Raw genomic sequence first — 20462 nt, 5'->3', positions numbered from 1 at the left:
ATACTGTTGTCACAAACGTGCCTTACCTTTGTCCAATAAATTTTTATACAATGGAAAATAAATTGAATAAAACAGGTAAAGTGGATAGAAATCATCCTGCATTCAGAGAAAATGCGAAACCTTTTTTTAGTATTGTAATGGACGGACTTATGGGAGAAGTCGATGGAGAACATTTTTGGGATGCAGTCGCAGAAGATGCTATATTCGAATTTATGTATAATGTTCCGGGGTTTACTAATAAAATTGAAGGACGTAAAGCCTATATGGATTGGTTCGAAGGATATAGCATGGAATTGAAATATGCGGACAATCTCAGAGTTTACAAAGATATAGAACAGGGAGTTATTACTTTGGAATATCAAGTACACGGAACTTCCCCTTATAGCCAAAAGCTGTATGATAACCGCTTTTGCTCTATCGTAACAATTAAGGATAGGAAAATAGTTCATTGGCGCGACTATGCCGATTCTCTTGCTATGATGAGCTAATAATCTGATATTTTTTGGGGGGTACATCGAATGAAATTTCACTTACAACCATTGTTCAAAAGGTCATCTTCCGAAGATAATTTTCTAAACAGATAAATATCAAAAAAGGTTACGACAAAGCCCAAAAGAATATAAAAGAAAAACTGGATTGATTTCGTCGGAATAAACAGAAACAGGGAGCTCTTGAAACTTATTCCCGATTTTAAGAAAACTCCCCCTGTTTATTTGTCTATATTGATTATTGTGTATATGTTTGTCATTAAATACATAATACTTATACGTCATGAAAAAGCTCATCTTAGCGGCAATTCTCTGTTTCTGCTTTTCTATCCAGCAACAACATGCTTGCACCTCTATCATTATCTCAGGGAAAGCGACACCCGACGGACGCCCTTTGATGTGGAAACATCGTGATACCGGTGCCCCTTACAATCATATTGCCTATATTGACGAAGGTGGTTATCGTTTCCTGGGACTGGTGAACAGCGATGATCCGGACGGGGCTGTATGGACGGGTAGTAACGAAACAGGTTTCTCCATTATGAATACGGCTTCCTATAATCTAAAAGACGATGACGTAAAAGAAATGGACCAGGAAGGACTACTGATGCGCCAGGCACTGAAAGTATGCAAAACCGTACACGACTTTGAGCACCTGCTCGATACCCTTCCCCGCCCTCTACGTGTAGAAGCCAACTTTGGTGTGATCGATGCTTATGGAGGCGCTGCCTATTATGAAACAAATAATAAACACTACTATAAAAAAGATGTCAACGATGCCACCCTGGCCCCGGAAGGATATCTGATCTATACGAACTTTTCTTTCGAAGGCCGCACCGATGAAGGATTGGGATACATCCGTTATGATAACGCCCGAAAGATATTCAAACAAATGGAAAAAGAAGGATTTACCCCGGAACGCATCTTCCGGGAAGCCTCCCGTTCATTTTACAACAGTCAGCTCGACATAGACCTGAAAAATCCGGAGCAGAGCCCGAATAATCATTCTGGATGGTTTGTAGAACAGGATTTCATTCCACGAGCTGAAAGTACGGCTTCTATTGTGATACAAGGAGTAAAACCGGGTATGCCGGCAGAGCACACCATCATGTGGACTGCATTAGGATATCCTCCTGTTTCGGTAGCCCTGCCGCTGTGGGTAAAAATGGGAAAAGACCAGCCCGCCCTGGTACAATACGATACAGCCCTAAAGACTGCCCCTCTCTGTTATTATTCCTCCCGCCTGAAAGACAAAGTGTATGCGATCCATCGTGGCAACGGGCAAAAATATCTCCACTGGCAACTTCTCTGGAATAATGAAAAGACCGGTTATATCCAGCAATTACAGCCGGTAGAAACACAGGTCTTCAAGCTATTCGAAACTGCTTCATCCAGCCATGACATACTGGATACGGAGAAAACAAAGGATATCTATAAGCAAGCAGAATCAATCATTTCTGCCGCCTATAGGCAACTCGGGGCTTATTAAAGAAGTGTTATTTAGTCTTACCATAACCCGTAGATTCTGAAACTTATCCTTTATTTTTGTCGGAAAGAAGAAAATAAAAGATGAAAACGAAACTACGTTTTAAGATTATTGCTGCACTGATCTGTTTGTCACTGGCTGCATTATTGTTTTCACAGGGATACTGGTTGAAGGGACTCTACGATTCAACCTGGGAACAAGTAAACGGAAATATACAGGATGCCATGCGTATGGCTGACTACAAGGAGCTATTCATCCGTATGGATTCACTGAGTGAGAATAAAGGATCCGGAACAATCACCTCCGAGATTAAACTTTCGAAGGATAGCACAGAAGAAATTTCACGAAACGGATTAATGGATACATTTTCCATAAAAGCAGATAAGAACCCCTTCAAATATAACGAAGCAGCCGAATCGCTCAACGAATACCTTGACCTGCTGACCTCACTGGAAGGTCAGATACAAGAGGCCTTGCACGTAAAACTCGATTCATTGATACCTATCGACTATATCCTGTACGATACTCTACTCGTCATGGAACTCAAACAGTACGATATTTCCGTTCCCTATAAACTGGAAGTAATTCAGATGAAGGACAGCCTGCCCGAAACCATTATGACATTCCGGTCAGTCGAGACGTTCGACAATAAAGGAGTACAATTCAGCTATCCGATCAAAAGCGTAGAACCGGAACTATATTACCAACTAACATTAAAAGCCCCCTCCCAACTGGTCTTCAAACAAATGGCAGGCATCCTCATTTCATCTCTTCTGCTGGTCATCCTGATTCTGATCGCTTTCATCTACCTACTTTATACGATCCTCAGACAAAAGACGATCGAAGAGTTGAAAACGGATTTTACCAACAATATGACACATGAACTAAAAACCCCGATATCCGTCGCCTATGCTGCGAACGATGTTTTACTCAACTACGACAGCCATATCAGCGAGAAACAGAAGAAATACCTGGGTATCGTCCGGGAACAACTAACACAATTAAGCGGCTTGGTCGAACAGATACTCACCCTCTCTGTGGAGAACCGCAATACCTTCCGGCTGAAACAGGAATCGATCCGCATAGCCGATATGATTGCCCCGCTCATTGAACAACACAAGCTGAAAGCAGGAAAAAAGGTCGATATCACAACAAATATACCAGAGAACATTGCAGTATTTGCCGACCGTACGCATTTCTATAATATATTGGGTAACCTGATCGACAATGCGGTAAAATATTCCGGCGATAAACCTGCAGAAATATCTGTCAGTGCGGAGATGCTGCCGAACGAGATCCGCGTATCCGTTACTGACAACGGTATCGGTATCAGCGATACCAATTTGCAACACATATTCGATAAGTTTTACCGGGTCCCCAGCGGCAACCTGCACAATGTAAAAGGTTTCGGACTAGGGCTATATTACGTAAAAGACATGATGTCGAAACATGGGGGATCAGTGACCGTCAAGAGTCAACCGGGAAAAGGCACGACATTCACCCTCCATTTCAAAAACTAAAAAAGAAAAAACTATGGCAAAGATAAAAGTATTATTAGTAGAAGACGAACCGACACTGGCAATGATCATCAAGGATACGCTGGATGGTGAGGAGTTCGATATTGTACTGGCTGCCGACGGCGAAGAAGGGCTGGCGCTTTACAAAGAAATCAAACCGGATATTATCGTGACCGACATCATGATGCCTAAAATAGACGGCTTTACCCTGATACGGCATATCCGCAAAACAGACAGCCAGATACCTGTCCTCTTCCTCTCCGCCCGTTCTGCCGCCAACGATGTTGTCGAAGGTTTCGAGCTGGGCGGCAACGACTACCTGAAAAAGCCTTTCGGCATGGCGGAGCTGATCATCCGTATCAAAGCCCTACTGAATAAGATCACAGTACGCAAGGAAGAAAAAATAACTTTCAACCTCGGTCAATATACATTCGATGCAGTTACGCAAACATTATTATATTGCGGCGAGAAACAACTCCTGAGCAACCGCGAATCGGAAATACTTAAACGGCTTTGCGAAAACAAAGACCATGTATTGCCGATGAAAGACGTACTGCTCGACCTGTGGGGAGACGACTCTTTCTTCAATGCCCGCAGCCTGCACGTCTTCATTACCAAACTGCGACATAAACTATCGAAAGACGACTCGATAAAAATCCTGAATGTCCGGGGAATAGGCTATAAACTGATCATCGACTGAATCACCTTATAAACGATCCGTATGCAGACTAAACTATTTCTATCCGTACTATTTACCTGTTTCAGCCTTTTTCTGACGGCTAATAACGACCGGTATGTCATAGAAGCACACATCGGCGGAGTGAAAGATGGCACGGTATTCTTCCTCAAACAGTTCGACAACCAGCGTATCATCAACTCCATGAGGATCGAAAAAGGAAAATTCCAGATGAAAGGGACACTGACCGACGTTCCCCAACACTTATGGCTATGCACAACGATAGACGACGAGTTCCATTACTGCGACCTGCTCATCGACAAAGACACATTATACGTGGAAGGCCATCTCTCCGACTTTCCTAACGGACTGCATTTCAAAGGAGCCGACACCCACATGGGATATGCCGTTTACCTGGAAGAGACGCACGACCTTAACCAAAGGATCGACAGCCTGAATGCCGTCTCGATGGTACAACACGAACTAGGTGCCATCGGTAAAAAACGTTCTGACGGCAAAGAAAAAAAGAAGCCCGCCTTCCTCCAATCCCTAAGCAATCTGAATGCTAAACCGGTACGGGGAAGCCAGGAACTGGATGTAGATATCGAACTGCATGCCGCCCAGCAGAAAAGAGATTCGATCCGAATTGCTTTCATCGGAGATAATATGGATAAATATGCGGGCCAGTTCCTCCTGACCCGCATCATGAAAAAGCTGTCGCCCGATTCACTCAGGCAGTTCTACCGCCTGATCCCGGTAGAGATGAAGAAAACAAAATTCGCCCGCCTGATCAGTAACCAGATCAACCCTTATGCCGATAATTGCATCCGGCAGGCAGACAACCTGCTCTCTCTTAGCGGTACCCCGATTAACATGTACAAATATACCGAAGAGGCTTACAGACTCTATGAACAGGGCGTACGGCTGGACCCGGAACGTACCGACGGATACATTGCACTGGCAACCATGTACGAACGGTTGCTTCCTTTGAAAGGGAACGAAGCATACGATATCTCTATCTCCTACCTCAATAAATTCATTGAAAGCGATGTAAGGGAAGAAGACCGGAATGAGGCCCGGAAACGGATGAAAGAGATTGAATTTCGAAAATGGTTATCAACCAACATCAATCCGGAAATGATCGAAGTGAAAGGAAGTACTTTTAAGATGGGCTCGACCTATAAAGAAGATAACAATCCGGTCCATGAGGTGAAAGTAAACAGTTTCTCCATCAGCAAATATGAAATTACCAACTTCCAGTTCGCCCAGTTCCTGAAAACATACGAAAGTAATGTAATCAAAGAAGGTTCTGACATCGGACAACCTTTATATTTTGAATGTAACTGGGGAATCCAAAACGGAAAACCGGTCCCCGGCTACGAAGCCAACCCAGCCATTTACATCACCTGGTACGGAGCTAATGCTTATTGTCAATGGGCAGGCGGACGTTTACCCACAGAGGAAGAATGGGAATATGCTGCTCGCGGCGGCATGTATGGCAAACGGGACCATTTATATAGCGGCGGCATGGAACTCGACAGCCTCGGATGGTATGCCGGAAACTCGGAAGGCAAACCGCACCCTGTCGGTATGAAGAAACCGAACGAACTGGGAATCCATGATATGAGCGGGAATGTATGGGAATGGTGTTCCGATACATTTGAAAAAGACGACAAACTATATGCTGTCGTACGCGGCGGCACCTGGTTTAACGAACGGGCAACCTGCCGGCCTACCTGTCATTACTATATCTACCCGGGAAGTAAACACTTCAACAATGGATTCAGGTTGGTAAAAGATATCCCCCTAAATCCGTAAACCGGTCGAATGTACGCCGGCAATCAGCTAAGTTTTCGTAATGCCTGTGCCAACTGGTCCGGGCAGGACGTACCCCGTTCGCGGCAGTCGATACCTTCCAGGCGCTGTATAGCTTCGGGCACAGCCATACCGATCAACAGCTTGCTCAGTCCCTGCGTATTACCCTGGCAACCGCCCACGATCTGTACACCGGTAATAATGTTATCTTCAGCATCTACAATCATCATTTTTGAACATACTCCCCCAACCGGAGTATAAGCGACACGTTGTTTATTCATCTCCTTTTTACTCTTTTTATATTACGGGCGACAAAGGTAACAATAAACTGTGTTATTTAATATGAATAGCTCATAATCTCGAATTGTATTACTCTTCGCGAATATAATACTCAGACAGAATATCCCGCACTTTTTCCGGAGTAATTCTACCGTACACCTTACCTCCTATTGTAACTACAGGTGCCAGTCCACAGGCCCCCACACAACGCAGGCAATCTAAAGAGAATAATCCGTCTAACGTAGTCTCTCCTACTTTAATTTCAAGCTGACGCTGGAATTCATCCAGCACCTTTTCTGCTCCGCGCACATAGCAGGCGGTTCCCAAACAGACGGAGATCGGATATTTTCCTTTCGGCGTCATGGTAAAGAAAGAATAGAAAGTAACTACACCATATACCCGGGATACCGGGATATGCAACTCGGCCGCTACTATTTCCTGTACTTCTCGAGGAAGATAACCGAATATTTCCTGTGCTGCATGTAAAATGTTGATCAGTTCACCGGAGTCATTATCATGCTCTTTACATACGGCCTGCAACTCTTTTATCTTTGATTGGGGCAAATGTATCTTTTCCATGCTTATTCGTCTTTATCGGTTTCCAAAAACATATTGACTACTTCTTTACGGTCGAAGTAATGAGTATGCAGTAACTTATGCGCCTTCGGTCCGCAAGGTTCACCCAGGTATTCTTTATATAATTGCTGAATATATGGGTTTTCATGACTCTTGCGAATCGGTTTGTTTTCGTCCTCATTGTAAAGAGCGGCAGCACGTTTACGCAGAACATCCATTCTACCTTGATGGAACGGCTGACCGCCACCTCCGATACAACCACCCGGACAGGCCATAACTTCGATAACGTGATAAGGTGATTTCCCTCTTTTCACTTCTTCTACTAATTTACGGGCATTCCCCAGACCATGGGCGATACCGATTTTGACAGGGACACCGTCGAAGTTGATCGTTCCGCTGCGGATACCTTCCAGTCCTCGTAATTCCTTAAATTCAATTTTTTCCAGCGGCTTCCGGGTATATAGCTCGTAGGCCGTACGGCAGGCTGCTTCTATAACACCTCCAGTCGTTCCGAATATAACGCCTGCACCGGTCGATTCACCTAGAGGATGGTCGAAATCACTGTCAGGAAGTTCATTGAAGTTGATATTGGCATAACGGATCAAACGAGCCAGTTCGCGGGTATAGATCGATATATCGACATCCGGATTACCTTCGACGGCAAACTCCGGACGGCTGGCTTCATATTTCTTGGCCAGACATGGCATAATGGATACTACAACTATATTTTTACGATCCACTCCCAGCTTTTCTGCAAAATAGCTTTTAGCTATAGCTCCAAACATCTGCTGCGGACTTTTTGCTGTTGACAGGTTGTCGCGTAATTCAGGAAAGTGTTGTTCTACAAAACTCACCCACCCCGGACAACAACTGGTCATCATCGGTATTTTCACCTCCTGATCTCCCGAAAGGTATTTGCCCAGTCTTTGAAGAAGCTCCGTACCTTCTTCCATGATGGTCAAATCGGCGGCAAAGTCGGTATCGAATACATAATCAAAACCTAACTGACGAAGGGCAGATACCATCTTTCCTGTTACCAATGTTCCCGGTTCACAGCCAAAATCACGTCCGAGTGCCGTACGCACTGCCGGAGCAGTTTGTGCGATCACGATCTTGGTCGGATCGGCCAATGCGTCCAGTACCGGCTGCTGGGTATTACGGCCACTAAGTGCATTCACCGGGCAGACTGAAACACACTGCCCGCAATAGGAACAGGTGCTACCGGCTATGTCCCGTTCAAAGGCAGTAGAAACAGCAGCGTTGAATCCACGATGAACAGCGGTCAAAGCACCTACCGTTTGTATGCTGTTACACATGGTTTCGCAACGACGGCACATGATACATTTGTTCATATTCCGCACAATGGAAGGAGAACGGTCGATCTCAAAAGTAGACTGTTCACCCTGATATCTTATTTCACGAATACCGAGGTCGTGAGCGATGGTCTGCAATTCACAATATCCGTTACTGCTACAGGTAAGGCAACCGGCCGGATGATTGGACAGGATCAGTTCCATCACTGTTTTCCGTGCATTCATTACGCGGGGTGTATGGGTTCTGACCACCATTCCTTCCGTACATTCCATCTTGCAGGACGGGGCCAGGTTGCGGCGTCCCTCGATCTCCACCACACAGATACGGCAAGCTCCGGGATTGTTTTCGTAATTCAAATCTTCGAGTTTCATGTGGCAAAGTGTCGGGATACGGATTCCCATGCTCTTTGCTGCGTCGAGAATAGTTGTCCCTTTGAGGACTTCCACTTCTCTGTTATCTATTGTTAGTTTTATCTTTTCCATATTCTTCTCCGTCAACTGTCAATTATCCACTGTCAACTTATTTAGTGTACATAAATAGCATCGAACTTACATTTCTCTATACATGATCCGCAACGGATACAAATTTCCGAGTCGATCGTATGAGGTACTTTCCGGCTACCGGTGATAGCATGTACCGGACAGATGCGGGCACACATGGTACAACCTTTACATTTCTCCGGATTGATAAAATACTGGGTCAGTTCGCGGCACTGGTGAGAAGGACAGCGTTGTTCGTCGACATGTGCCAGATATTCATCGTAAAAGTTATCCATGGTAGAAAGAACGGGGTTGGGTGATGTTTGTCCCAAACCGCATAAAGCAGTATCTTTTATTACCATAGCGAGGTTACGCAGTTTATCCAGATCTTCGATGTTCCCTCTACCCGAAGTTATCTTCTGCAGCATTTCATGCAAACGTTTATTTCCGATACGGCAAGGGGCACATTTGCCACACGACTCTTCTACCGTGAAATCGAGATAGAACTTGGCCATTGCTACCATGCAATCGTCTTCGTCCATCACGATCATTCCACCCGATCCCATCATGGAACTGGCTGCGATCAGATTGTCATAATCGATCGGTAGATCCAGATGCTTCTCTGTCAAACAGCCACCGGAAGGGCCACCGGTTTGTACGGCTTTGAATTTCTTTCCGTCTTTTATTCCTCCTCCGATACCGAATATTACTTCGCGGAGTGTTGTTCCCATCGGAACTTCAATCAATCCGACGTTGTTCACTTTGCCGGCCAGGGCAAAAACTTTCGTGCCTTTGCTCTTTTCCGTACCTATGCTGCTGAACCATTTGGCTCCTTTCAGCAGGATAACGGGAATATTGGCGTAAGTCTCTACATTGTTCACGTTCGTCGGACAACCTTTATAACCACTTTCACTGGGGAAAGGAGGTTTGACCGTGGCTTCCCCACGTAATCCCTCCATACTATGGATCAGCGCCGTCTCTTCTCCGCAGACGAAAGCACCGGCACCATAACGTATCTGAATATCAAAAGAAAAGTCTGTACCGAAAATGTTATCACCCAAGAATCCGTAATCCTTCGCCTGGTCTATAGCAATCTTCAGACGCTCTACTGCCAATGGATATTCGGCACGGATATAGACAAGTCCTTTGCTGGCACCGGTACAATATCCGTTGATTGCCATTGCTTCGACAATAGAGTGCGGATCGCCTTCCAGGATGGAGCGGTCCATGAATGCTCCCGGATCGCCTTCGTCGGCATTACAGACTACATATTTCTGTGGTGCCTGTACTTTACGGGTAATCTGCCATTTCAATCCGGTAGGGAAACCACCACCGCCTCTGCCTCGCAAACCACTATCCATAATCTCTTTGATCACTTCTTCAGGTGTCATTTCGGTCAGCGCTTTCCCCAGGGCGATGTAACCGTCACGAGCAATATATTCGTCTATATTTTCAGGGTTGATGAAACCGCAGTTACGTAAGGCTATACGTAACTGTTTTTTATAAAAATTGATATGTTTGGAGTCGAGTATCAGTTCGTTCGTTTCCGGGTTTACATAGAGTAAACGCTCTACTTTACGACCTTTTATCAGATGTTCATTGACGATATCATCCGCATCTTCGGGAGTAACCTGCACGTAAAAAGTATTATCCGGGATCAGTTTTACAACCGGACCTTTCTCACAAAAGCCGAAACAGCCTGTCCGGATCACCTGTACACTTTCCTGTAATCCGTTTTGCCTGACCGCCTCTTTCAGGTTTTGTAGTATAAGTTCGCTCTGTGATGCACGGCAGCCTGTACCGCCGCACACTAGGATATAGTTGCTATATTGTGCCATTATGTAAGAATTTGTATTGGTTTTTATTCTGGGCCGACCGAGTTATAGTTGACAGGTATAATGTCGTCTATCAGAATACCTTCTTTGATATAGCTGGTTATGATCTCATCTACTTTGGTTTTATTGATGCGACCAAATACGATCGGTTCTTTGCCGGGGACTGTGATCTCGACAGTAGGCTCTGCATAGCAATATCCCATACAGCCAGTTTGAGTCACTAGGGCATCTACATGTTCCCGATCAAGGGCTTCAATAAAATAGCTCATTACTTCTTTGGCTCCGGCAGCAATACCACAGGTCGCCATAGCGACCTTAATCTGAACCATTTGCTCGGGATTATTACTTTTCTCACGTAAATCAAGAGAGGTACGTAAGGATTCACGCATCTTCCGCAGATCATCTAACGTTTTTACTTTGTTCATCATCGTACACATTTAAGGCATTATTACCACATAGGTATGACACAAACATACGTATTTCTGTTTGATTTACGGGCGTGTTTTGTTCTAAAAAAAACAAAAGATTTATTTGTCTTCAACAGCTCGCGTCTGAAGAACTTTGGAGTTTGGTGGGACACTATGAGTTAACCAGATATTACCCCCTATCACCGAACCTTTTCCGATCGTGATACGACCGAGAATAGATGCATTGGAGTAGATAGTAACATAATCTTCAATGATCGGATGACGGGGAACATCGATAGGTAGTCCTTCTTCATCCAACGTAAAGTTTTTGGCTCCTAAAGTGACTCCCTGATATAGACGGACGTGGTTACCGATAATAGCAGTTTGTCCCACAACAATACCCGTTCCATGATCGATACTGAAATATTCTCCTATCTGTGCTCCCGGATGAATATCGATACCAGTCTCGGAATGGGCCATCTCGGTTATAATACGCGGCAGGACAGGTACTCCCAGCTTTAATAACTCATGAGCTACCCGTTGATGAAGGATTGCATGTACGGCGGGATAACAAAAAATTATTTCACTAAGACTCTTCGCTGCCGGATCTCCATCCAGTATTGCCTTTACATCTGTAGAAAGCAAATACTTTATATGAGGAATCTTATTAATAAAATCAATCGCTATCCGGGAAGCGCGATCCTTCGAGTCGCAACAACGATCCACTTCAAAACACAGTCCATTGTATATCTGTTCCTGTAACAGGTCGTATATTTTCTCCAGATATACACCTGTATAATATTGGATTGAATCTACCTGTGCCTCCTGCTCCGATCCAAAGAATCCCGGAAAAATCACTTTCCGTAGCAATAACATCACCTCCCGAAGAGAATGTACAGAAGGTGATGGCTTCTGATGCAGCGGAATATATTTATACTCCGGCAGATCGGAAGCCGATAAACGTTCAACGTTTTTTTGTATCTGGTTTAAAATATCAGTTCTGTTCATCTTATTTCTGTTCTTGTGGTACATCCCACAAAGGATCATAAATCTTCAAATAAGAATAGTAATAATTGATCAGGAAAATGTATATAGTATCATCCAACAGGAATATCCTATAATCGACAGGTGGGTTATCCAGTTTTCTAGGGAAGCTGGACATTTTTGACCACTCTTTCGTTGCCAAACTAAAACGCCAGATAATGCCGCCATTATCTACATAATATAAGCAATCCTTGAACAAAATACCAGAACAGACATTTCCCATACCGGTTGGTGCATCAGCCAGCTTAGTCCAATCCCCCCAGTTACCAAAGGTATTAAGCCACAATCCCCGTTCATATGAATTATCTTTAGAGATACTTCCCAAACCAACAAATACACTATCTCCGGAAGTGATAGAAACTCCAGACTTTATAGGGACAGGAAAATTACCGCACCCAATCCATTCTTTATTGACCATATCATAACGATATATAGTGTCCTGCACTTCCATACTGCTTTTACTTTCAGGAACCGTTACAGCTCTTTCACCTCCAATCAAAATGATTGAATCTTTATAAACAAAGCTAGTTGGGAAAATACATTCCATTTTGCTATCCATTGAAGCAAATGAAGACCAAGTATTATTCTCGTAAGTATATAATTCTGTAAACCATTTTGAATTTGTCCTTCCCCCGACAGAATAAACATGATCATCCTGGGTACAGACAGAAGCTCCATACACATTTTCATTGTAAGAAGACAATGCTGCCCATTTGTTCACACTCGGACTATAACCGTATAGTTCTTTAATATATCCGGTACCAGAATATCCTCCCAGAATATATATCTGACTGTTTACACAGAAGGTAGAAAATTCAACTCGTCCGCTTCCGGGGAAAGTAGCCAGATCTTCTCCAAAGATGGAAGGGGTAGTAAATTTTTGAATCTCATTACTTGGAGCCGAACCGGATTCATTGGTCGCATAAGCTCTGACATAATATTCCTTTCCTCCTTTTATATTCTCAAGAGTAACGGTAAACTTATTATTTTCATCCAGATCAGCAATCGTAAACTCCTTTTTCCCCTCATAGCTTTTCGGACCAGGAGTCTTAGTAGATGAAGAATAATAAACCGCTAATTCGCTTACAGGCGTTTTTCCTTCACTTTGCAGTTCCCCACCAATCGTAACAACTCCGGCACTTATGACATAAGTAGAAGATTCATTGAGAAATATGGTCGGAAGGTCTCTCTTTGTCACCACTCTGATCGTATCATTACTATACCGTGTTCCGAATGCATTTGTTGCATAAGCAATGACATAGTAGTTTGTTGCAGCACTCAGATTTTTGATCGTAGCTTCGAAGAAATTATCAGCATCCAATGAGAGGGCCCTGACCGTATCGTCTTGTTCAATATTGGGCCTTCCTGGTGTTCTATTATCTGTCCCCCAACAAAAGCCGAACTCTTTCACTGCAGAATCTCCTTCACAAACCAGTTCCGCTCTTAAAATTGCATAATCATATCCTGCATCTTCCTTAAGACTGATACTTCCTAATTGAGGAAGACCATCTTTTGTTGTGAATTTCACTTTGCCATCAGAACTAAATGTTCCGAATTTATTCTTTGCATAGGCTTCCACGAAATATTCAGTATTAGGCTCCAATCCTTCAATTGTATATACTAAAACACTATCATCCCGAAGTTCTACACCCTTTTCCTTATTGAATGTTGTATCTTTTTCAGCATTAAATAAACGGAAACCATAGTCTTCATATTCCCCCTCTCCTTTTTCAGCAATGATGCCTTTTACATTCACAGAAGTGGCATTAATAGCTTCATCCTCTATTGTCGTTGTCTTTACTCGACCAGTTCCACGATTTGTATTAACCTTAATTGTATCTCCATAACTGGTACCAACACCATTAATTGCATAAGGACATATCATGTAAGTTGCACCATCTATCAGTTCATCTATAGTTAAACTATATGTTCCTTTGCCTTCTTTTTCCTTATCAGTTTCTTTTTGAATATTAGTACTGTTCTCCTCCCAATATTGGAATCCACGTTCAGTAACCGGAGAACCATTTTCTTTCTTTATAGTAGCTTTAGCAACAATCGTTGTTGCCGTCTTTGTGATATCATCTCCACTAAATTTTTCAAACTCAGGTTTCAATGCATTCTGTAATCCGGTATTCATATCCGGATCTTCCAAACAACCCGATAATAGTAAAGAAAATATAGTTAATAAGAAGTATAATTGTTTCATAATCTTATCAGTTAAAAGAATAAACCTAAACCTGCATTCAGATCCACATATTTAAAATTCAAGGTATTACATCCGGCACTAACAAATATTGAACCGAACTTTACCATAAAGTCTAAATCAGCGATCACACCTTCATACGAATGATCAATATTCTTTGCCCAATACGTATTTTTTATATTGATATCATCCCAACTGGTAGCATTATATTCACACAATAACTCCCGTTTTCCATATCCTAAACCGACAGAAGTATACAACCACGGCGTACATTTAACAACAAGACCGGCAGAAGCTGTTAAGCAGTTTACTTTTTTCTTATTGGTGAACTTTAAAGCTGTATTTTCCGGATAACTGATAAACTCATCTGTTCCTTTACATTTATCCGTATAATTATCAAATGACATATTCGTCCTGAACCGTGCATACCAACCGAACCTTTCTCCTACGCCACCTACAGTTAAGCCGTAAGGAGCCTCGATAGAGAATGCATAACCAACAAAAAATTTCATGGGTTCTCTGGGCTTTTTCTCCTGGTGGGGGATATAAGTTATCGATTCCACCGGCCTGCGAAGTTCTTCCAGGCGATTACTCCAACTTCTGGCACGTTCTTCATTTGCCAAAGTACCTATTCCTTCTTTATAATAAAGAATCAGTTGCGATATGGCAGTCGAATCGCTATCTATTGTAGCTTTATCTCTCAGACAGTCGAAGCACTTACTCATCAACCCACTAATGGATGAACGTATCTTCTTATTCTGTTTCCAAATGGTAGTCAGTTGCTCAATACTATATGAATCACATTGCATGACACCTTCTTCATACCACATCGTTGCCTTCCTATAATCCTGGTGCCGCATAGCTTCATCACCTTTTTTATTATAGTCTGGTTGTAACTGTGCCATCAAATGTTCTGGCTGTAGTACAATTATAAATAAGAAAATAAGTATTTTAAGTATCTTCATAAACACCATTAATAATAACTCGATAAACGTTCACTAATCAGTCCCCCTTTTGTATCATAAATGTCATACAATTCATCTTCTCTTAAAAACGCACTGTAACCTTGCTGTGTCCGGTATGCCGCCAAATATTTGCATTTGACCCGTTCTCTTGCATTGGCATCAATGGCTCCGTACTTCTTCGTATCCTTTTTCTGAACGATCATAAGATCACCAAATGGTTTTATTTCTTCATATTGTGCTTTTCTACCGGCAAGGAGTATTTCCTCCTCTTTGACTTTACATTTTCCTATAAGGTCAATAAGTTCATCCGTCGTTTTGAGCTTTGCAGCCTTACTGAAAGCAATACCTGCTTCCGAAATTTCTTCCGTAGCTTTTGCAAAATCGGCTGCACCATTAGAAACCTGCGCCTCTGCCATTTTACTTTTACCGGAAGTAATCAATGTTTCAAACTCCGCATTGATCTCTTCTTCCGAAGGAACAGATGGTGTAACAACTGTTTTCTCAATATCTTTAACCGTTGGCTCCTTTGGAGGTTTCGCCGTTTCTGTTCGTGAAGTCGTCACTTCAGACTTAACAGCGGGTTTCTCTTGCGAAGTCTGCCGGTTATCGACAATTTTCTCATCTGAACCATTTTGGGGTTCTTCTTCAGCAACTGCCGACGTATTGTTCTTTTCAATAATATCAGTAGCCACCGTTTCAGAGACCGGATCGCTATTTCCTTTCGGAGCAGCATTCAGAACTTCAACAACAGGAGGTACAGGTTTGTTTCGTTGCACCAACAACACCCATGCAGAAGCTATACTTGCAAATATAATAATAAGTAAAGATATTAACGTTACTTTTCTTTTTTTCTTTTTAGGTATTGAAGGCTGATCGACATTATTCAATACCGTTTCATCTCCTTCATCCGTTTTGGATTGGGGTAAACGTGTTGTAAATAAAATCGTCGTTTCATCTTCCTCAAAATATTCCGGAGAAGATATATCTTTTTTTATTTCCTCTTCCTCCGCTTCTGGGAAGTCCAAAGCTGCCAACATCTCCGACACCGATTGAAAACGGTCAGCAGGAACAATTTCCATTGCCTTGATTATTGCAGCTTCTGTCTTGGGAGAAATAGCCGGATTTAATTCTCTAGGAGCTGGCAACGGACGAGTTGCACGGAGAATAGATTCTGTCGGTATCTTGCCGGTCAACAGGTTATACATAGTTGCGCCCAGGGAGTAAATATCCGGGCATGGCGAAAAATTTTGTGTACCCTCATTATCATACTGCTCTATAGAGGCAAAACCTTTCGATAAAGTCAGCATGGTCGTACTCGTCTCCTGCTGTTCAATATCATATCGTTTACTCACACCAAAATCGATCAGGCGTGCTTTCCCACTTTGGTCGATCAGTATATTACTCGGTTTTATATCCAGATGGAGAACATTTTTCTCGTGAACAAACTGAAGAGCCTCTCCTATCTGATGCACATATCTGAGCACCCTCGCTTCCGGCAAGACGCCTTCCTTGTCCATCATATATTTCAAACTATTACCGGAAATATACTCCATAGCAATATAGGCCGTGTTATTTTCTTCAAACACTTCCAATACATTGACAATATGAGGGTGATGAACATCCGATAAAATCTTAGCCTCTTTAATCAGTTTCTCTTTAAACTTCTCAAAAAGCGCCCTTCCTGTTTCTGAATGAACTTTAACTTCAAAAGAATCAGGATCTCTATAACAGTAATCTTTAAAAAAATATTCTTTTACACATATAGGAACTTCTGTTTTGATCGTTCCCAATGGTCCTTTAACCTCAGTAAACCAGACGCCTTTGTAAGTTATACCAAAGCCGCCCTGACCAACTACATGAGTAAGCCGATATTTTCTATTTTGAAGAAGATGTCCGTTTGGCAAATTCATAACTTATTGCGTATCTCTTTTTAATCTGCCAAAATTACGTTATTTATATAAAAGAATAAAGGAAAGAGAGAATATTTTGTTTTATTCCGATAGATTCACCAACGTTTTGAACCGGTAAAATATAAAAAGAAAAGTTATCCCTGGTCTTCCCGCAACAGGATGCCATAATGGCATCTTTTATATCTTCCGGGTTATTATGGGTTGAGAAAATATAAGAAAGGTCCTCATTTTTCAACCGTTCCAATACACCATCCGTACACATGAAAAAATAATCGCCAGCCTGTATATCTTTTAACAGGATCACATCTGCTTCCGTCGGATGTTCCGTACTTTGTATGGCACGAACAATAACATTTTTTTGCGGATGGGTCGATGCTTCTTCCTTAGTTATCTTTCCCAATTTGACAAGTGAATTGACTAACGAGTGGTCTTCAGTCTGATAAAGGATCTCTCCCTGGCGGAATTGATAAATCCGGCTGTCCCCAACATGCGCTAATGTCACACCGGATGTCCCAACTGAAACCATCGTCAGTGTCGTAGCCATACCTTTGGCCTCCGGATGGGTATTTACGTAATCGTCGAAACGAGCTTCTGTATATCTGATAGCTTTATTTATAAATTCTTCTGATGGTTCATCGTCCAGGAATGTAGAAAAGAAAGTCTGGAAAGATTCACAAGCCAGCGAACTGGCAATCTCTCCTTTCTCTGATCCGCCGACACCATCGCAAACCAGAAATAATTTCTGATTGGAATTAACCATTTCCGGTAACGGATAGATTGAATCCTCGTTGTTTTGTCTACCGCCTTTTTCACAAACGGCCCAAGGCTTGCCAATCGTTATATTCATAGCACGAACAGATTTTATTCATTAAAGCGAAGAACAGTATGCCCGATAACGATCTCGTCATTATTCTTCAGCACCACTACTTCTCCATTTTCAAGGTAATTGCTATTATATAACGTATGGTTTTTACTATTATTGTCAGAAAGATAATGTTTATACCCTCCTTTCGGGTCTTTTTTAACTTCTATTCGTATATGTTCCCGGCTCATTGATTTATCGGCCGTCAGAATCCCAATAGTAGCATTCGATGCATTGGATTTTCGACCGATGATTGCAATACCTTCATAGAGGGGAAAAGATTGTTCGGGGGTAACGGCATCGCCAACAACCAAAAGCTGACCTGTGCTGTTTGAAACGGGATGGACCAGGATTGTATCCTGATCGCAATCTGCTCCTTGCTTTCCCAGTTGAAGCAAAGAGACAGGAATCGATTGTTTACACTTCGGACATTTAAAAGAAGTGAGATCGAGGGGAAGTTTCCCCTCGTCTACCTTTAATCCTACGTGACAATGTGGACACTTGACTGAAATCATAACATGAACGATATATCAGCTCCGTCAATATCAGTAGAGAAAGCGTCATGTACATCTGTGTCAGACAATATTATAGTGTCATCAGATAATGTAATAAAATCTGAAACATCCATATTATCATCATCAATCATAACGATACCAGATAAATCGTTTTCCCCATCCACATCTACTACTACCGCATCACTAAATACGGAGTCGTCACTGTCTAGTGTAACGAATGTGTATTCCTCCTCTTGCATACTGGTTTGAATTAAAATTATTCTTTCTGGAAACAAAAGTAGAAAAAGTAACGGATTAAATTAACATGTAATTTCCTCTTATAATCAAAGGTTTGGGTTTTATGTACAAACTGTCCGCTTTTGAGATACGAAACAACTTATTCGCTGACCCACTTTGCTTTACAGGAAGAAACCGGGCATTGCTTTCTGTTCCTCAGGGATTCCCAAGGTATTTCTCCCAAAAAAGTACCGCATTTGGGACATACATAGTCTATTTTAAATTGATTTGCAATGTCTTGCAACTGTTGAGGTGTCTTGGATGCCTGTTTGGCTCCCATATAAATACCGACGGTAGGAGCACAAATTGTAATGAAAAGACTTATCCCTAAAAACTCAGGACTCCCTTTACCTAAAAAACCGATCACAACACCTATTATACCGGGTAAAGCAAAAGGAAGGGATTGAAATAATCTGGTTTTAAACTGATTAGCCGACTGTATCTTCACTTTTGCTTGAACATAATCATCATACACTTTCTTTAAAGCGGCAAATTCTTCGCTATAGTCATTATTATACTTCAGCGCTTCAGACAAATTCAGGACATAACCTGTTCCCAAAATGATCTTATCTGTCGGTGTAACACGTTTTTTGACGATCTGCGAACCATTGACAAAAGTTCCGTTGGTAGAGCCGAGATCTTCTAACAACCAACAGCCATGATCCTCACGCATCAGACAAGCATGGTGTCTGCTAACATGAGGATCATTCACTATAAAATCATTATCTTCAGCTTTACCGATTTTAATTTTCATCTTTTAATTCCTTTGGTTCTTCCGGTTTGCCCATCTCCTTTTCCAGCGATTCTTTTAGCACTTTCAAAGGATCTTTAGATATTATAAGCTCTCTGGGTTTGCCCTCTTCCGTCAACAATAATAGTTTTTGCTTAGGTAAATTGATCTGCAGAATATGATTTTTATTGATGATATGACTTTTTCCAACTCTCATTAATATCTTGTTGCATCCTGCCACCTGCTTTTCTAATATCTCTTCTATTTTACCGATATTAATTGCAAACGTAAACTGGATTCCATTGGATAATAGTAATTTAGTGTAATTTCTATCAGCTTCAAAATAGAGTATCTGCCCTATCTTTATTCGTAACAACTCATCCCTCGTCTTAATTATTAAATACCGCTCCATACGTTGATATTGTTTTTTTAATTTTCATCGAGTAACAAATATACGGTATTTTATCTTTATTCCGGCTATATTTTACAAAGAAATATAAATGTAAAGGGAAAGCCGTGCTGATAAAATTCCTCTTTTATTCTTGAATATTAAGAAGTTCGATAAAAATAAGTTATCTATTAAATTTCAATAGCTCACCCCATACTGGCCTAAGCTGGAAACTTCTCATTGAATATTTGGCATCAACCGGACACCAGACATGACCTGTTTAATATAAAAAAAGGGTATTCCATTGCAGAACACCCTTCTCCATTTAAGGTATAAAACCTCAATTCGATTAATTCTTCATTTTTTGATTAATTGCACGAACTAAACGCGTCTGAATTTTCATTAACGTAGCAACATCTTCATTTTCGAAATCAATATCAGAAATTTTCACTTTCTGTTCTACAACTTCTTCTGTTTCTTTTTTAGAACCATTTTCAATGTCATTAACCAGCTCGTCTAGTTGAGCTTTAATTTTCCCGATCCTTTTTGAATAATTTACTTTTCGTGCCATATAAATTTTTCTACATTTATGAATAATAAAAAATCATTAATACAAAAGTAATTATATTTTGAGAATAATGAAATAAATGATATAGAATACGAACTATTTTAAAACGAATTAAGAAGGATATCCCAA

20 protein-coding genes are annotated in these 20462 nt (G+C 41.8%); 5 read left to right on the top strand and 15 right to left on the bottom strand.

The window, feature by feature from the left end:
- Positions 1 to 50: 50 nt before the first annotated feature.
- From DWW23_RS08350 to DWW23_RS08325, 5 genes are all read left to right on the top strand, one after another.
- On the top strand, positions 51 to 488 hold the full coding sequence (locus DWW23_RS08350) for a nuclear transport factor 2 family protein (protein ID WP_187576570.1): 438 nt from the start codon (positions 51 to 53) through the stop codon (positions 486 to 488).
- Positions 489 to 771: 283 nt separating this feature from the next.
- On the top strand, positions 772 to 1977 hold the full coding sequence (locus DWW23_RS08340; protein ID WP_122352814.1) for a hypothetical protein: 1206 nt from the start codon (positions 772 to 774) through the stop codon (positions 1975 to 1977).
- Between the two features lie 80 nt (positions 1978 to 2057).
- Entirely contained in the window at positions 2058 to 3494 is a 1437-nt protein-coding gene (locus tag DWW23_RS08335) for a sensor histidine kinase KdpD (protein ID WP_122352813.1), read from the top strand.
- 13 nt (positions 3495 to 3507) lie between these two features.
- On the top strand, positions 3508 to 4191 hold the full coding sequence (locus DWW23_RS08330) for a response regulator transcription factor (RefSeq protein ID WP_122352812.1): 684 nt from the start codon (positions 3508 to 3510) through the stop codon (positions 4189 to 4191).
- A 21-nt stretch (positions 4192 to 4212) separates the two neighbouring features.
- Positions 4213 to 5985 carry an SUMF1/EgtB/PvdO family nonheme iron enzyme gene (locus DWW23_RS08325; protein ID WP_122352811.1) on the top strand — a complete coding sequence of 591 codons (1773 nt, stop codon included), beginning with the start codon at positions 4213 to 4215 and terminating at the stop codon, positions 5983 to 5985.
- A gap of 23 nt (positions 5986 to 6008) precedes the next feature.
- Here the strand turns inward: DWW23_RS08325 and DWW23_RS08320 are convergent, their stop codons facing one another.
- The 15 genes from DWW23_RS08320 to DWW23_RS08250 all read right to left on the bottom strand — a co-directional run bounded on the left by DWW23_RS08320 (position 6009) and on the right by DWW23_RS08250 (position 20336).
- The gene (locus DWW23_RS08320) at positions 6009 to 6263 is read right to left on the bottom strand and encodes a TIGR03905 family TSCPD domain-containing protein (protein ID WP_122352810.1); all 255 of its coding nucleotides are present in this window, start codon (positions 6261 to 6263) and stop codon (positions 6009 to 6011) included.
- Positions 6264 to 6351: 88 nt separating this feature from the next.
- Positions 6352 to 6840: an NAD(P)H-dependent oxidoreductase subunit E gene (locus DWW23_RS08315; protein ID WP_122352809.1), complete on the bottom strand. Its 489-nt coding sequence runs from the start codon at positions 6838 to 6840 to the stop codon at positions 6352 to 6354.
- 2 nt (positions 6841 to 6842) lie between these two features.
- Positions 6843 to 8633 carry an NADH-dependent [FeFe] hydrogenase, group A6 gene (locus DWW23_RS08310; RefSeq protein ID WP_122352872.1) on the bottom strand — a complete coding sequence of 597 codons (1791 nt, stop codon included), beginning with the start codon at positions 8631 to 8633 and terminating at the stop codon, positions 6843 to 6845.
- Between the two features lie 41 nt (positions 8634 to 8674).
- Positions 8675 to 10468, bottom strand: coding sequence for an NADH-ubiquinone oxidoreductase-F iron-sulfur binding region domain-containing protein (locus DWW23_RS08305; protein ID WP_122352808.1), 1794 nt, complete (start codon positions 10466 to 10468; stop codon positions 8675 to 8677).
- A gap of 23 nt (positions 10469 to 10491) precedes the next feature.
- Positions 10492 to 10890: a ferredoxin gene (locus tag DWW23_RS08300; RefSeq protein WP_122352871.1), complete on the bottom strand. Its 399-nt coding sequence runs from the start codon at positions 10888 to 10890 to the stop codon at positions 10492 to 10494.
- Positions 10891 to 10992: 102 nt separating this feature from the next.
- Positions 10993 to 11880 carry a serine O-acetyltransferase gene (locus DWW23_RS08295; protein ID WP_122352807.1) on the bottom strand — a complete coding sequence of 296 codons (888 nt, stop codon included), beginning with the start codon at positions 11878 to 11880 and terminating at the stop codon, positions 10993 to 10995.
- A gap of 1 nt (position 11881) precedes the next feature.
- Positions 11882 to 14122: a hypothetical protein gene (locus DWW23_RS08290; protein WP_122352806.1), complete on the bottom strand. Its 2241-nt coding sequence runs from the start codon at positions 14120 to 14122 to the stop codon at positions 11882 to 11884.
- An 11-nt stretch (positions 14123 to 14133) separates the two neighbouring features.
- Positions 14134 to 15024, bottom strand: coding sequence for a hypothetical protein (locus tag DWW23_RS08285; protein WP_233564288.1), 891 nt, complete (start codon positions 15022 to 15024; stop codon positions 14134 to 14136).
- Between the two features lie 68 nt (positions 15025 to 15092).
- On the bottom strand, positions 15093 to 16994 hold the full coding sequence (locus DWW23_RS08280) for a serine/threonine-protein kinase (protein WP_122352805.1): 1902 nt from the start codon (positions 16992 to 16994) through the stop codon (positions 15093 to 15095).
- A 43-nt stretch (positions 16995 to 17037) separates the two neighbouring features.
- Positions 17038 to 17841 (bottom strand): PP2C family serine/threonine-protein phosphatase, encoded by an 804-nt coding sequence (locus DWW23_RS08275; protein WP_122352804.1) that lies wholly within the window; start codon positions 17839 to 17841, stop codon positions 17038 to 17040.
- 14 nt (positions 17842 to 17855) lie between these two features.
- Positions 17856 to 18371 carry an FHA domain-containing protein gene (locus DWW23_RS08270; protein ID WP_122352803.1) on the bottom strand — a complete coding sequence of 172 codons (516 nt, stop codon included), beginning with the start codon at positions 18369 to 18371 and terminating at the stop codon, positions 17856 to 17858.
- On the bottom strand, positions 18368 to 18610 hold the full coding sequence (locus DWW23_RS08265) for a hypothetical protein (RefSeq protein ID WP_122352802.1): 243 nt from the start codon (positions 18608 to 18610) through the stop codon (positions 18368 to 18370). The genes DWW23_RS08270 and DWW23_RS08265 overlap by 4 nt, the downstream gene beginning before the upstream one ends.
- A gap of 137 nt (positions 18611 to 18747) precedes the next feature.
- Positions 18748 to 19401, bottom strand: a complete 654-nt coding sequence (locus DWW23_RS08260; protein ID WP_122352801.1) for an FHA domain-containing protein — start codon at positions 19399 to 19401, stop codon at positions 18748 to 18750.
- Positions 19391 to 19789 (bottom strand): LytTR family DNA-binding domain-containing protein, encoded by a 399-nt coding sequence (locus DWW23_RS08255; protein WP_122352800.1) that lies wholly within the window; start codon positions 19787 to 19789, stop codon positions 19391 to 19393. The genes DWW23_RS08260 and DWW23_RS08255 overlap by 11 nt, the downstream gene beginning before the upstream one ends.
- A 325-nt stretch (positions 19790 to 20114) precedes the next feature.
- The gene (locus tag DWW23_RS08250) at positions 20115 to 20336 is read right to left on the bottom strand and encodes a hypothetical protein (RefSeq protein WP_122352799.1); all 222 of its coding nucleotides are present in this window, start codon (positions 20334 to 20336) and stop codon (positions 20115 to 20117) included.
- Between the last annotated feature and the right edge of the window lie 126 nt (positions 20337 to 20462).

This window comes from Parabacteroides sp. AF14-59, from assembly GCF_003479515.1.
In the GTDB taxonomy this organism is placed as follows: Bacteria; Bacteroidota; Bacteroidia; order Bacteroidales; family Tannerellaceae; genus Parabacteroides; species Parabacteroides faecis.
Note: the sequence above shows the minus strand (reverse complement) of the source record. Positions and strands in the feature narration are given on the sequence as shown.